The 13,808-nt window shown below is 73.9% G+C and carries 11 protein-coding genes and 1 pseudogene; 8 read left to right on the forward strand and 4 right to left on the reverse strand.

Annotated features, from left to right (window positions below; all coding sequences use genetic code 11):
- Positions 1–743: 743 nt before the first annotated feature.
- Complete coding sequence (locus SCWH03_RS15000; protein WP_173264727.1) at positions 744–1,112, forward strand: ArsR/SmtB family transcription factor; 369 nt, start codon at positions 744–746, stop codon at positions 1,110–1,112.
- A 5-nt stretch (positions 1,113–1,117) separates the two neighbouring features.
- The gene (gene mgtA, locus SCWH03_RS15005; RefSeq protein WP_173264728.1) at positions 1,118–3,859 is read left to right on the forward strand and encodes a magnesium-translocating P-type ATPase; all 2,742 of its coding nucleotides are present in this window, start codon (positions 1,118–1,120) and stop codon (positions 3,857–3,859) included.
- 355 nt (positions 3,860–4,214) lie between these two features.
- On the opposite strand, the pseudogene SCWH03_RS15010 reads toward mgtA, so the two are convergent.
- Positions 4,215–5,343 (reverse strand): annotated as a pseudogene (locus SCWH03_RS15010) (LCP family protein); the annotation flags it as partial.
- Between the two features lie 116 nt (positions 5,344–5,459).
- On the opposite strand from SCWH03_RS15010, the gene tatA reads away from it, so the two are divergent.
- The gene (tatA, locus tag SCWH03_RS15015; protein WP_173264730.1) at positions 5,460–5,756 is read left to right on the forward strand and encodes a Sec-independent protein translocase subunit TatA; all 297 of its coding nucleotides are present in this window, start codon (positions 5,460–5,462) and stop codon (positions 5,754–5,756) included.
- 285 nt (positions 5,757–6,041) lie between these two features.
- Here the strand turns inward: tatA and SCWH03_RS15020 are convergent, their stop codons facing one another.
- Positions 6,042–6,503, reverse strand: coding sequence for a twin-arginine translocase TatA/TatE family subunit (locus SCWH03_RS15020; RefSeq protein ID WP_254076767.1), 462 nt, complete (start codon positions 6,501–6,503; stop codon positions 6,042–6,044).
- 242 nt (positions 6,504–6,745) lie between these two features.
- On the reverse strand, positions 6,746–7,375 hold the full coding sequence (locus tag SCWH03_RS15025) for a TetR/AcrR family transcriptional regulator (RefSeq protein ID WP_173264731.1): 630 nt from the start codon (positions 7,373–7,375) through the stop codon (positions 6,746–6,748).
- A 246-nt stretch (positions 7,376–7,621) separates the two neighbouring features.
- Between SCWH03_RS15025 and SCWH03_RS15030 the strand changes: the two genes are divergently transcribed.
- On the forward strand, positions 7,622–8,263 hold the full coding sequence (locus tag SCWH03_RS15030) for an ATP-binding protein (protein WP_371872678.1): 642 nt from the start codon (positions 7,622–7,624) through the stop codon (positions 8,261–8,263).
- 292 nt (positions 8,264–8,555) lie between these two features.
- Here SCWH03_RS15030 and SCWH03_RS15035 read toward each other — a convergent pair whose 3' ends face one another.
- Positions 8,556–9,704, reverse strand: coding sequence for a flavin-containing monooxygenase (locus SCWH03_RS15035; RefSeq protein WP_173264732.1), 1,149 nt, complete (start codon positions 9,702–9,704; stop codon positions 8,556–8,558).
- Positions 9,705–9,837: 133 nt separating this feature from the next.
- Here SCWH03_RS15035 and SCWH03_RS15040 point away from each other — a divergent pair, with 133 nt between their 5' ends.
- The 4 genes from SCWH03_RS15040 to SCWH03_RS15055 all read left to right on the forward strand — a co-directional run.
- Positions 9,838–10,290 carry a DoxX family protein gene (locus SCWH03_RS15040; RefSeq protein ID WP_173264733.1) on the forward strand — a complete coding sequence of 151 codons (453 nt, stop codon included), beginning with the start codon at positions 9,838–9,840 and terminating at the stop codon, positions 10,288–10,290.
- Between the two features lie 197 nt (positions 10,291–10,487).
- The gene (locus SCWH03_RS15045) at positions 10,488–10,898 is read left to right on the forward strand and encodes a Zn-ribbon domain-containing OB-fold protein (protein ID WP_173264756.1); all 411 of its coding nucleotides are present in this window, start codon (positions 10,488–10,490) and stop codon (positions 10,896–10,898) included.
- Between the two features lie 260 nt (positions 10,899–11,158).
- A complete protein-coding gene (locus SCWH03_RS15050) occupies positions 11,159–11,638 on the forward strand; it encodes a TIGR00725 family protein (RefSeq protein ID WP_173264734.1) in 480 nt (159 codons plus the stop codon).
- 605 nt (positions 11,639–12,243) lie between these two features.
- Positions 12,244–13,808 (forward strand): choice-of-anchor A family protein (locus SCWH03_RS15055; RefSeq protein ID WP_173264735.1); only part of this gene is annotated, 1,565 nt, incomplete at its 3' end.

Here is a 13,808-nt window from a genome sequence, read left to right on the forward strand (position 1 = left end):
TCCGCCCGCTCCCTGCTCGTCGGCGAAGTTACTGACGCATAGTCAGATTACAGAACTGATGGCATGTCAGGAACTGTCCGGGTGTGGGAAAGGGCGTGGAAGCCCGGCCGGATCGGGTGCGCGGGGACCCCTGCCCGGAGCGCCCCGGGCGGAACCGGCTGCGGGCCGGAACAGGCTCAGGATGGCCGGATACGGGGGAGTGGTCGGCCGAACAAGGGCGGTGGAAGGGTGCCTTGCGCGGCGGTGGTGGCGGTGGTGGTGGCGGTGGCGGTAGTGGCAGTGGCAGTGGCAGTGGCAGTGGTAGTGGCGGTAGCAGGGTGGTACGGGTGCGGGTACGGCGTGGATGCGGGTGCCGCGCGGCCGTGGGCGTGTGGAGTGGTCCGGGTGCCCGGACGGGGGCGCGCTTCTGCGGACCGGTGCGGGCCGCTGTCCGGACGGGCCGAGGGCCCGGCGGGCAGGCGTGTGCGCAGGTGCGCAGGTGCGTGCGTGCACCGGCCCGGCGCGTAGTTCCACGGACCGGTGCCGGCCCCGCCCGGGAGGGCCTGAGGCTCGGTGCGCGGGCGTGCGCGGGCGGTGCGCACCGCCCCCGCACGCCCGCGCACCGAGGGGCATGGCCCCCTCCCGCCCCGCCCGTACGGTCGTGAGGGAGCCCGCCGGCGGCCCGTCCCGTGGACGCCGGGGGCTTCCCGGCGAGGCGCCTAGACTGGCGCGAGCGCGGTGGTGATGGATCGGGTGGACGGGAGATGGCTGTGGTAGCAGACCGCGAGGGCTTCGACGACCCGTCCGCCGAGGTACTGACCGAGGCCGCCGCCGCCTTCGGGCTGCTCGCGTCGTCGGCCCGGCTGCACATCATGTGGGCCCTGTCCCAGGGCGAGAGCGACGTGACCCGTCTCGCGGAACGCGTCGGCGGGGCGCTGCCCGCCGTCAGCCAGCACCTCACCAAGCTCAAGCTGGCCGGACTGGTGCGCGCCCGCCGCGAGGGCCGCCGCCAGGTGTACGTCGTCGACGACCCCGACATCGTCACCGTCGTCCGGCTGATGGTGGGGCAACTCGCCGCACGCGCCCCAGAGGCCTCCGCGCCGGTGGTCCGGCTGCACCGGACCGGCGCCTGAGCGGCATGCGGCCCCTGCCCGAGAGCGCCCCGGCATCCCGGTACGCCCCGCCCCCCGGCGCCGGGAGCGCGGGACCGGGGACGCCGACGGCGCTGCAGGTGCTGCGGCGGCTCGACTGCGGCACACGCGGCCTGACCGAGGCGGAGGCCCAGGAGCGCCTGGCCCGCTACGGGCCGAACACGGTTTCGGACCACCGGGGACCGTCCTGGCCGCGGCTCTTCGCCCGCGGCCTGCGCGACCCCTTCACCGCCGTGCTGCTCGGTGTGGGACTGGTCTCCGCGGTCGTGGCCTCCTGGGGCACCGCCTGCGTGGTCCTCGTCCTGGTCGGCGTCAGCGGAGCGCTGCGCGCCCACGGGGAGTGCCGGGCCGACCGGTCCCTGGCGGCGCTGCGGGCCCTGGTCGTCAGCACGGCCACGGTGCTGCGCCGCGCCGACGGGGAATCCGCTCCGGTGGAGCGCGAGATCCCGGTGGACGAACTGGTACCCGGCGATGTGATCCGGCTGGGCCCCGGCGACCCGGTGCCGGCCGATGTGCGCCTGCTCCGGTCGCACGGCCTCCACGTGCACCAGGCGGAACTCACCGGCGAATCCTCCCCGGTCCCGAAGGACGCCTCCGACGCCGTGTACCAGGGGGGCGGCGGCGAGGTCGGCCGGCCGCAGCGGTACGGCCCGGGGGGCGACCCGTTCGGCCTGCCGCAGCTGTGCTTCCGGGGCAGCGGTGTCGCGTCCGGCAGCGGCACCGCCGTCGTCGTCGAGACCGGCGGGCGGACCCGGTTCGCCGCCGCGCGGGCCCTGGCCGCCGTCCGGCGCCGACCGAGCGCCTTCGACGCCTGTGTGAACGGTGTCTCCTGGGCCCTGGTCCGCTTCATGCTGCTCGTGCCGCCGCTGGTGCTGCTCGCCGACGCCGCGCTGCGCGGGCCCGGCCCGGCGGCGCTGCCGTTCGCGGTCGCGGTGGCCGTGGCGGTGGTCCCGGAGATGCTGCCGGTCGTCGTCACCACCTGTCTGGCGCGGGGCGCCTCGGTACTGGCCCGTACCCGGGGGGTGCTCGTACGGCGGCTGCCGGCACTGCACGACCTCGGCGCCGTGGACGTGCTGTGCCTCGACAAGACCGGCACCCTCACCCGGGACCGGCCCACCGTCGACCGCGCCCTGGACGCGGAGGGCCGCCCCGACCCGGAGGTGCTGCACTGGGCCGCGGTGAACGCCTGGTGGACCCTCCAGCTCGCCGATCTGCCCGCCCCGGACACCCTGGACGAGGCGGTCCTGGACGCGGCGCCAGGGGGCGACCCCGAGGCGCCCGGGCGCGACCCCGAGGCGTACGACGGAGTGGCGGCGCAGCCGTTCGACCCGGTACGGCGCCTGGCCGTCGCCGTCGTCCGCACCCCGGGCCGGATCGGCACGCACACCGTGGTGGTCAAGGGCGCCGTCGAGGCGGTGCTGGAGCGCTGCGCGACGACCGGGCAGGAACGCGAGCGGCTGCTCGCGCTCGGCGCACGCCAGGCGGAGCGGGGCCTGCGCGTGCTCGCGGTGGCCACCGCGCAGCGACCCGCCCGCCCGTCCGGGGCGTGCGCCCTCCGCGAAGCGCGCGGCCTGACCTTCCGCGGCTTCGTCACCCTGCGCGACGCCGCGGCCCCCACCGCCGCCGGAGCCCTGGCGGCACTCGCCGACCGGGGCGTCGCCGTGAAGATCCTCACCGGCGACCATCCGGGCACGGCGGTGCGCGCCTGCCGGGACCTGGGGATCCCGGTGGACGCGGACCGGGTGCTCACCGCCGACCACGTGGACCGCCTCGGCGACCGCGAACTCGCCGAGGCGGCCGGCCGCGCCACCGTCTTCGCCAGGTGCGCCCCCGAGCACAAGGCGCGGATCGCCGCCGCCCTGCGGGACGGCGGGCACACGGTGGGCTTCCTCGGCGACGGCGTCAACGACCTGCCGGCGCTGCGCGCCGCGGACGTCGGGATCTCCCCGCGCGACGCCGTCCCCGTCGTCCGGGAGACGGCGGACGTGGTGCTCGCCGACCGGGACCTCACACTCCTCGGCCACGCCGTCGACGCGGGGCGGCGCTCCAGCGGCAACGTCACCACGTATCTGCGCGTCAGCCTCTCCGCCAACCTCGGCAACGCGGTCGCCGTGCTCGTGGTGGGCCTGCTCACGTCCTTTCCGCCCATGCTCCCGGCCCTGGTGCTGGTGCAGAACCTCTGCTTCGACGCGGCCCAGATCTCCTTCGCGGGCGACCGTCCGCACCCGGCGGTGCTGCGTCGCCCCGCCGTGCTGGACCCGCGCGCACTGCTGCGGTTCGTCACGGGCTTCGGCGCCCTCAACGCGGCGGCCGACCTCGCCACCCTCGCCGTCCTCGCGCTCGCCCCGCACGGCCCGGGTGGCACCGCCGCCCTCCACTCCGGCTGGTTCACCGAGAACCTGCTGACCCAGGCACTGGTGATGGTGCTCCTGCGTACGGGCCACCACACCGTCCGGGGCCGCATGCCCGGCCCGGTCGGCTGGGCGGCGGTCGCGCTGGCCGCGATCGGGGTGGCGCTGCCGCTCTCGCCGCTCGGGCCGCCGCTCGCCCTTGCGGCGCTGCCGGTCCACTGCTACCTGCTGCTGGGCGCGGTTCTCGCCGGGTACGCGGCCGTGCTGGCCGTCCTGCGGGGGCGCGGTGCGGCGGGGCCGCCGCGGGACGGTCAGCACGGCCGTGCGGGAGGGGGCGGCCGTGCGAGGGCCCGGGCCCGGCAGGGGGCCGCCGGGTGAGGAAGCGGACGGGGGCCGGTGGGGTGAGGCGTCGGGGCAAGCGGGTGGGCAACCGCGTGGGCAAGCGCGTGGGCAAGCGCGTGGCGCCCGGCAGAGGGCGAGGCGTGCGGGAAAGCCCCCGGGGAGGCGTCCGGGGAGGCGTCCGGGAAAGCGTCCGGGAAAGCGTCCGGGGAGGTGAGTGGGGCCCGGCGCGGGCGATCCGTGCGGAGCGCCGGCCCCGCCGGCCCGGCTCACCCGTAGGAGAGGCCCGAGCACAGGTCGTCGTCGGCGGAGCGGGAGCCGTCCGCCGCACTGTCCGGGAGCGGAGGCTGCGATGCGGCCGGGTCCGGCCGGGTGTTCCCGGCGGAGGGCGATGGGCTGCCGCTGCGGGCGTCACCGCCGTCGATGGCCCGGTCGTCCTTGAGGGCGCGCCACAGGTCGTCGGCGTCCGGTTGGACGAGGGCGACGCGCTGCCCCTCGTACCGCCAGGGGACGGTGACGAAACGGATGTCGGACAGGCCGATGTCCTTCAGTGACATCGCGAACGTGATCAGCTTGTCCGGCGACCCGAGCCCCGGATCGACGGTCATCGACTTCGTCGCCGCCTCCGCGAGCGGGAGCAGCCTGGTCGGGGTCAGCCCCTTGCTCTTCACCTGCCGGACCAGGCTTGCCACGAACGCCTGCTGCCGTTTGATGCGGCCGATGTCCGAGCCGTCGCCCATGCCGTGCCGGACGCGCACATAGTCGAGTGCCTGCCGGCCGGAGACGGTCTGTTCCCCCTTGTGCAGCAGGATCTTGCCGCGGGTGTCGCGGGTGGGGTCGAGGTCCTGCTGGTAGACGTCCCGGGGCAGGCACACCGGCACCCCTCCCACGACGTCGGTGAGCGTCGCGAAACCCTTGAAGTCGACGACGATGGTGTGGTCGACGCGCAGCCCGGTCATCTGCTCCACGGTGTTCTGTGTGCAGGCCGGGTTGCCCTCGGACGTCTGCCCCACCGAGTAGGCCTCGTTGAACATGACGTTGGTGCGCGTCTCGGTCCAGGTGCCGTCCGGGAGCCGGCAGGGCGGGATGTCGACGAGGGTGTCGCGGGGGATCGACACGGCCAGTGCGTGTCGGCGGTCGGCGTAGACGTGGAGCAGGATCGCGGTGTCGGAGCGGCCCGCGTCGTCCCTGGCGCCCCCGCCCAGCGCCGCATTGCCCGAGACGCGCGCGTCGGAGCCGATGACGAGGACGTTCATCGCCTCGGAGGGTCCCTGCTCGGGACGGTGGTGGGCGATGCCGTCCGCGCCGAAGGTGTCGATGGCCCCGTCGAGCCTGAGGTACGCCCAGCCCACACAGGCGACGACCAGTGCGACCACGGCGGCCGGGACGGCCAGCAGTGCCCTGGTGCGGCGGCGGCCGTGCTCTCGCGCCCGGCCGCGCCGCCTCGGGGCTTCCTTCCGGTGGCGGGCGCTCTTCCTGCGGCCGGTCGGCGTCGGGCGCGTAGGCGTCTGGCTGCGACTCATGTCTGAGAGGACGACCGATCGCACCGATTGGTTGTACGGTTGCGCAATATGGCAATAAACATGGCGGGTGCGGCGGTCCCGAACCCCGCCGTCCCGCAGGGAGAGGAAGTGGGCGCATGTTCCGCAACGCGCTGGAGCCCTGGCATCTGGTGATCCTGGTGGCCGTCGCCTTCGCACTGTTCGGTGCCAAGCGGCTGCCGGACACCGCACGCTCCCTGGGCAAGTCCCTGCGGATCCTCAAGAGCGAGGCCAGGGCGATGAAGGACGACGGCGCCGATGCGGCCCGGCCGCCGATGCCCGCGACGGCCACCCGGGTCTACGCATCGGACGATGTCGCCGCCGCGCCCGGCGATCAGGCCCCTTCGCGGCAGGCGGCCGGAGGGACGGGTGCCGGGGAGGGCGCGCCCCGCTGAGCCGCGCCCGGTGGGTGGGGCGCGCCCCGCGAGGTGTCCGGGGGCGCGGGTGCCGTCGCAGCCGCTTCCCGGGGCGTCATTCCGTTCCGGATCGCGGTCGCCGCGTAGCGTCACCCGGCCCATCAGCATCAGCACGAGGCCGGGGGCGGTGTCACGCGTGGCCTCTCGTATGCCCCGGTTGCCGGAAGGCGTCCGTGTCGTGTGGGGTCCGGCGTGTGCGGGGTCCGGCGTGCGTGTGGTCCGCGCCGGGTCGTGCCAGGTCGGGTGGCGTCAGGTCGTGCCAGGTCAGGTGGCGTCGGGGTCGAAGGGCGGTGCCGAGGGCGCTCCGGCCGGACGGCTCCTCGCCGGGTGGTGGTCCGGTGCCTGAGGCCGGGCCGCCTCGGCGTCGCCCAACGCCTCGCGCGCGGTCGCTGCGACACGGGCCAGGTCCGGCCTCGGGTCGAGGGCGGTACGGATCTCTTCGAGCCCGAGGGGGTCGCCGGTCCGTATCTGCCGGCGCAGCATCGTTCCCGGGTTCATGTCCCCGAAGTCGAAGTCCGCGAACTCCGGGCCCCACTCGGAGCGGATGCGCTCCTGTGTGCGGCCGGAGAACTCCCGTACCGCACGGAGGAGGGCCAGGCCGTCCCGAACCGCTCCGGGGAGCTTCTCCGGGCCGAGCAGGAGGAAGGCGAGGGTGGCCAGAACGGCCAGCTTCAACGGACTCACATCGGCGAACACCCGCAACCCCTCACGTCCGGCGAACTCCATCGGCGCCCCGGCTGCCGTCGTCCGGGATCCGGAAGGGCCGCCAGCCGGACCCGGCGCCCGGCACCCGGCGCCGGGAAGACCGCACTCTATATATGCAGCATTGCGCAATTAATGAAATCACATCGCCTGTCCTCGGCGCCATGCGCGCTTACGGGCGCCATCGAGGCCGCCGGGTGTGGTCGAGCGCCGCCGCGCCGCCGCGCCGCCGGATGGCACCGGATGGCACCGGATGGCACCGGATGTCATCGGGGGTCATCGCGGGTGTCGCGGGTGCCGTCGGTGGCGCCCCAGGCCGGTTCGAGGCGGTCGAGCAGATCGCGGTAGGCCTCCGCGGCCTGGTCCCAGTGGCCGTTGGTGAGCGGTGCCAACTGGAGGCCGAAGGCGGCGCCGACCAGCAGGGTGGCGTGGCTCCGGGCGCGGTCCTCCGGCATCCCGGTGCCGAGGAGGGTCGAGGTGAGCACGTCCGTCCACTGGGCGATGGTGTCGCGCATGACCGGCCCGTACCGTTCGGGGTGGAACAGGCTGTCGGCCATCACCTCGATGAGCATGGGGAAGGACGCCCGGACGTCGGGGGCGGTGAGGAGCTGCCACACCTCCTCCATCAGGCGCCGCGCGCCGGCGGCGTCCCGCGGTGGGCCTGCGGCGTCCAGTCGGTTGCGGACGCGCACCAGGGGGCGTCTGTCGTCCAGGGCCAGGACTTCCGCGACCAGGCGGTCCTTGGTGCCGAAGTAGTAGAGGAGCATGCGGTCGCTCGTCCCCAGCTCCGCGGCGAGGGGGCGGAGGGACAGCCCGGACAGGCCGTTGCGGACGACGTAGTCGTGGATCTGCTCCAGCAGTTGTCGGCGTTTGGTCGGGTCGGGTGGGCGCGGCATGGGGGCTCCTCGGCTTGCGGCGCGCGGTCACCTGGGAAGCCGCACATCCGGAATGTCTCTTTTTTCGCCACTTTAATGTAGTACGCGCTACAGTTGACAGGGAAGAGCGGTCGTGCAGCGCCCCCCACTCGCACCCCTGCTTCTTCGGTGCAGCGTTTCCCGGCGCATCGGTGCGCCTCTGCACCCCTCACCGACCCCCCAATGAACCGAGAGCGCTGCCGGCCGCATGGAAAGGACTGGTTCCCCATGGCCTCTCGCGCCTTCGGCTGGTGCGCGAAGTCCCGTGCGGCACTTCTCGGGCGGCTGTGCCGTCGTCGGGCCGTGTGGTGGCCGGGGGACACTGCGCCTGCGGTCCCCGAGGGCGCTCCGGCGGACCCGCCCCTGTCCTTCGGCGTCCGTCAGGCGGAACTCTGGTCCCGGATGACACAGCCCCTGCGGCCCCTGGAATCCCCCCGCGCCCGTGCCACCGAGTGCGAGACCTCCTGGCCGCTGCGGCAGGAGGCGGCCTCGGTCCGGCGGGCCCGGCACCTGGCGGCCGCACAGCTCGGCGCCTGGGGTCTGCGGGAGCTGCCGGACCTGGCGGAGACCGCCGAACTCCTGATCAGCGAGCTGGTCACCAATGCGGTGCGCCACACGCGTGGCCCGCTGCGGCTCAATCTGCGGGTCTGCGACGGTTGCCTGTGCTGCGAGGTGGAGGACACCAACAGCGACAGCCCGGCAACCGACCCGACCGAGCGGCTGGCCGCCGGACGAGCCGAGAGCTGGTCCGAAGGCGGCCGGGGCATGGGGCTCCTCGACGCCCTCGCCGACACCTGGGGCAGCTGCCGCACCGCCACCGGCAAGACGACCTGGTTCGAACTCCAGGCGACCCGGCCCGCGATCGCCTGACCGCGGGGAAGGCGCCCCTGCCGCGGGATGCCGGGGAGGGCGCCCTCGCCGTGGGATGCCGGGGAAGGCGCCCTCGCCGTGGGATGCCCGGCAGGATGCCGGCCGCCCGGCGCCGGACGCCTCTCCCGAGAGGCGCCCGGCCGCCTGGGCTGTGTATCCGGCCGCCCGGCCCGATGCGCGGGCGGCTCGGCTTGGCGTACGAGCGGCGTGGCTTGGCGTACGGGCGGCGTGGCTTGGCGTACGGGCGCCCGGCGCCTGCGCGTCTTCTGCCCGTCGCGCGGCCGCCCGGATGTCATGCCGACAGAGCCTTGGCGATCTTCGTTGCGTCCAGGGCCATTTCGCGGAGCATCCCGCTGATCGGGTTCGTGAAGCCGGTGAAGTACAGACCCGGGGCCTGCCGCGGGGTCCGTCCGCCGTGGACGACGGGGCGGCCGCGTTCGTCCAGCACTCCGAGGTGCCCCACGAGCGGCTCCAGCGCGCGGTGGTAGCCCGTGGCGGCTATGACCGCGTCCGGGGATATTCGGGAGCCGTCCGTCAGGACCACCTTGGCGTCGTCGAACGACTCGACGGCGGCGACCGGTTCCACCCTGCCCGTGCGAACCGCGTCGATCAGCCCCACGTCCTGCACCGGGATGGCGCCCTGCCGGACCCGTGTGTAGAGGCCCGCCTCAGGCCGCGGCAGCCCCCGGGCCGACAGATCGGGTACGGCGATCCGGGCCAGCAGCCGGCCGGCGGCGTCCACCACGGGCACGGGCAGGCGCCGGACGAGTATCGCGGTCCGCTGCGCCGGCCAGCCTGCGGTCGAGCGGCGGACTATGTGCGGGGCGGTCCGCACTGCCAGGCGCACCCGCGACGCTCCCGCCCCGGCCAGGTCCGCCGCTATCTCCGCGCCCGTGTTGCCGACCCCGACGACCAGCACGTCCCTGCCCTGGTACGGAGCGGGGTCGCGGTACGCGGAGGCGTGCAGCAGCTCGCCCGTGTACGCACCGCGCCCGGGCCAGTCAGGGATGCGGGGGGTGTGGTTGAAACCGGTCGCCACCACGACGGCCCGCCCGGTCAGCCGGCGGCCGCCGGTCGCGTGGAGGACCCAGTCGGAGCCGTCCGGCTCGATCCTGGACACCTTCACCCCGGTCACCAGCTCCAGCTCGTGGAACTCGGCGTACTTGTCCAGGTATCTGACCATGTCGTCGCGGGCGACCCACCTGCCGAACCTGCGCGGTATCGGGAGCCCCGGCAGCCCGGACAGCCGGCGGGTGGTGTGCAGGTGCAGCCGGTCGTAGTGCCCGCGCCAGGACGCTCCCACGGAGTCGGATCTCTCCAGGACGACCGCCCGTACGCCCCGTTTCCGCAGGGCGGCTGCGACGGCCAGTCCGCCGGGTCCGGCTCCGATGACGTACACCGGGCGGTCGTTCGTGAGGTCCAGGCTTCTGAGGTCGGGCATGGATGCTGACTGTAGTGGCGCGCGGTTGCGAAACGGTCACGGCGGGCTACCTCTTGCGTGCACCGGCCGCTTCCGGTGAACTGGCGCAACGAAACTGACGTACCGTCAGAGACGGTTGGGAGGGGTAACGGGCATGCAGACCTTCTGGCTCACCGGTGCCGAATGGCTCGCCGTCCTCCGTGTCGGACTGGGACTGTGGTGGCTGGAGAGCTGGCGCCACAAGGACAGGAAGGGCTGGTTCGCACACGGCACCGGCATCACATGGGCGGCGGGCGTCGCCGCGAAACACCGCTGGGCGGCGGTCAGATCAGGCTTCGACCGGGTCGTGGCCCCGCGCCCCAGGGCGATGGCGTATGTCGTGGTCAACGCCGAACTCGCCCTCGGCCTGGGCCTGGTCACCGGACTGCTCACCCCGGTCGCGCTCGTCGGCGGCCTCGTCCTCAACCTCCTCTACCTGGTCCTGATGATCCACGACTGGGCCGAACAGGGGCAGAACGCGATGATGGCCCTGATCTCGCTGGTCGCCCTCTTCGCCGTGTCCTGGCAGACATGGTCCCTGGACAGCGCATGGGGGCTCTTCCTGTGAGCGGGCGGGGAGGCGACCGCGACGCTCTCGGACGGCCGTTCGCGGCCCACAGCCGGACCGCGTCCCCGGCACCCGCGGAAGGCCGGGCCCCGGCCCGCGCCGTTCCGGCTCCTGCGCGCACGGACGGGACCGCGCCCGCCGGCGACCGGGCCCCGGCCCGCGCGGAGGCGACGGGCCCGTCCGCCGCGACTCCCGACATCGACGACTTCACCCGCCCCTGGTGGGAGGCCGCCGCCGAGGGCCGTCTGCTGGTCCGCCGCTGCGGCGCGTGCGGGCGCGCCCACCACTACCCGCGCGAGTTCTGTCCGTACTGCTGGAGCGAGGAGGTCGGCTGGGAACAGGCGAGCGGCCGGGCGACGCTCTACACCTGGTCCGTCGTCCACCGCAACGACCTCCTGCCCTTCCGCGCCCGCACCCCCTATACCGCCGCCGTGGTCGATCTCGCGGAGGGCCCGCGGATGATGACCGAGATCGTCGGGTGCGCGGAGGAGGACCTGCGCATCGGGATGGAGCTGGAGGCGGCCTTCCGGGAGGAGGGCGGGGCAGTGGTGGTCCCGGTGTTCGCCCCGGTACGGGCGGTCACCGCGCCGCCGAGGCGTCGCGGCTGACGCCGTCCGGGTGCGGTGCGCCCCCTGCTGCACCGGGCGCGGCGGCCTCCTTGTCCTGCCCCTTCACCGGCGCGGTACGGCACCGGCCGGGCGCGACTCCCTCCGTATGCGCGGCCCTCCGCAGTGCCGCGACGGGCCGGGTGCCGGGTGCCGCCGGTCCTGATCCACGCACCTCACGGGGCGCCGGCCACGGTGAGCCGCCGCTCTGGGCCATACTGCCCGCGAAGCGAATCCGCCGACGCATGGTTGCGGAGGTCCTGATGAGATTCCAGGTCGCGGTCTGCGGGCCGGCCCGGTGCAGCGAAGAGGAGCGCCGGCAGGCCCACCAGGTGGGCCGGCTTCTCGCGGAACACGGTGCCGTCGTCCTGTGCGGCGGCGGGGAAGGCGTCATGTCCGCCGTCGCCGAAGGCGCCCGCTCGAACGGCGGGCTGGTGATCGGTATCCGCCCGGACACGGACCGGACCGCAGCCCCTGACGCCTTGTCCGCCGTCGTCTTCACCGGCATGGGCGAGGCCAGAAACGCGCTGATCGTATCCAGTGCCGACGCGGTGATCTCCGTCGGCGGTTCGTGGGGCACCCTCAGCGAGATCGCGCTCGCCCAGCGGCGCGCGGAGATTCCCGTGGTCTGCCTCGGCGGGTGGCAGGTCACCGACCCGGCAGGGAACCCGGTCCCGGGCCCGGCCCGTGCCGCGACACCCGAAGAAGCCGTCGCGAGGGTGGTGTCCGACCGGTCCCGGTAGACGGCCGGTTCCGGCGGGCGTCCGGTTCCGGCGGGCGGCGTCCGCTGTCGCTGTCGTCGCCGCCAGGGCCCCGGCAGGTCCGCTGCTCCTCAGGCGGTGCCCGCGCAATGGCGGCGCGGCCCCGGAGTGCGGAAGGCCGCGGGCAGCCCGTCGCGGCTCGCCCGCCCGCCCGCCCGCCCGGCGGGCGCGCGGGCGGCGCAAGGGGCATCGCGGTGGCGGCGCGGTGGCGCCGCGGCGGCCGGTGCAGTCGCCGGCGGTGAGACGCGACGACGGATCGGGCGCGCGGTCGGGCGGGCACGGCTCCGATCCTCGCCTAAGCGGCTGTTCGTCGGGCTCGGTCCCCCGGCGGCGGGCACAGCCGCGCGGGGTCACCGACAGCAGCCCCGGGCCCACGAGGTCGGGGCCCCCGTGCCGGGGTCTCGGGCGGATGGGCCGAACGGCGGTGCGCCGTCCGGTGGGAGGGCCCGTTCCGCAGGGCCGGACGAGTGGCGCCGATGCCCTGCGGCGCATGTGAGAAGACGAAGAGCCACAGGACCGATACGTTGCGCCCCATGAGATCAGCTACTGAGAGTCACACCCGCCCGCGCGGGGTGATGAGTCGTCTTGTGCTTCGCGCCGCGGCCATGGCGGGTTGCTCCGCCCTCCTGGTCACCGCCGTGTGCGGCGGCCAGGCCGCGGCCGCGGCCCGTGTCCCCGTGGTGATCGGCAACCCCGTCGCCGGCAGCAACGGGTTCGGCGTCGTCACCGAGGGTGACGCCACCCTCGGCAGCACCGAGTCCGAAGGCCCGGTGGCCATCGGCGGAGACCTCACCATCGGTGACAACTACAATGTCGCCCTGCACACGACGGGGACTTTCGTCGCGCCAGGGGACGCCGAGCCCACGGCCCTGCTGGTGGACGGCGCGTTCGACCTCGGAGGCAGCAGCGCCGGCGGCGTGCTGCGGGTGCTGCAGAACGGCTATGTCAAGATCGGCGACATGACGGGCAGTCAGGCGCTGATCGAGGACATGAACGGCGCCAGCGTCAACACGCGGGTCGTCGCCGACGGCGCACCGTACGAGTCGACCCCCCGGATCGAACTGACCACCCAGCAGCAGCCGGCCTCCGTCGCGCAGGGCGGCCTGCTGGACTTCGCCGAGCTGTTCGCCCAGTACCGCGACCGGTCCGACCTCATGGCCGACTGCGCCAGCACGGTGCCCCTGCTCGACCCCAACGGCAACCCGATCCCCGACCCGGGGGACATTCCGCCCGGCTCGAACATCGCCATCGCGCTCACGGCCGGGCAGACGAACGTCCTGAGGCTGACCGGTGAGCAGCTGATCAACATCGCCGTGCTCACCTTCCTGAACCCGCCGACCGAGGACACGCCCCTCGTCGTGACGGTGGACACCACGGGCGACGGGGGCCAGTACTCGTGGACCACCCCCGTCATGGCGGGGGTCTCCGGACTGCAGGCCCCCTACATCCTCTGGAACTTCGCCGACGCCACCGAGATCACGATCCAGAGCGGCGACACCCTGGAGGGCACCGTCTACGCGCCGCGGGCGGCCCTGACGGACCTCGCGCCGTCCAACATCGAGGGCGACATCATCACCCGGGAACTGGTCGCGGGCACCGTGAGTGCGAACGCGGGCGAGATCCACTACTTCCCCTTCGACGCGGACCTCACATGCGACACCGGCACGCAGCCCACGACGGGCGAGGTGCGGGTGCTGAAGGTCGATGCGGAGTCTGGTGAGCCGTTGGGTGGTGCGACGTTCGAGTTGTGGCGTGAGTCGAATGGTGTGCCTGGTTTGCAGACGGGTGGGGTGGATCCGGATACGGCTGTGGGTGGGTCGTGTGTGACGGGTGCGGATGGTGTGTGTGCCCGGGAGGTGGGGTTGGGTGAGTACTACTGGTTGGAGACGGTGGCTCCTGCGGGTTATGAGTTGCCGGTTCCTTCGGTGTTCGGTCCGTTGGTTTTGACGGTGGACAATGCCGGGGTGGGTGTGTCGGTGACGGCGCGGAATGTTCCTGAGCGGGTGACGGGGACGGTCAGGGTCGTGAAGGTCGATGCGGAGTCTGGTGAGCCGTTGGGTGGTGCGACGTTCGAGTTGTGGCGTGAGTCGAATGGTGTGCCTGGTTTGCAGACGGGTGGGGTGGATCCGGATACGGCTGTGGGTGGGTCGTG

The sequence above is a fragment of the Streptomyces pacificus genome (assembly GCF_011766325.1).
GTDB classification, from domain to species: domain Bacteria; phylum Actinomycetota; class Actinomycetes; order Streptomycetales; family Streptomycetaceae; genus Streptomyces; species Streptomyces pacificus.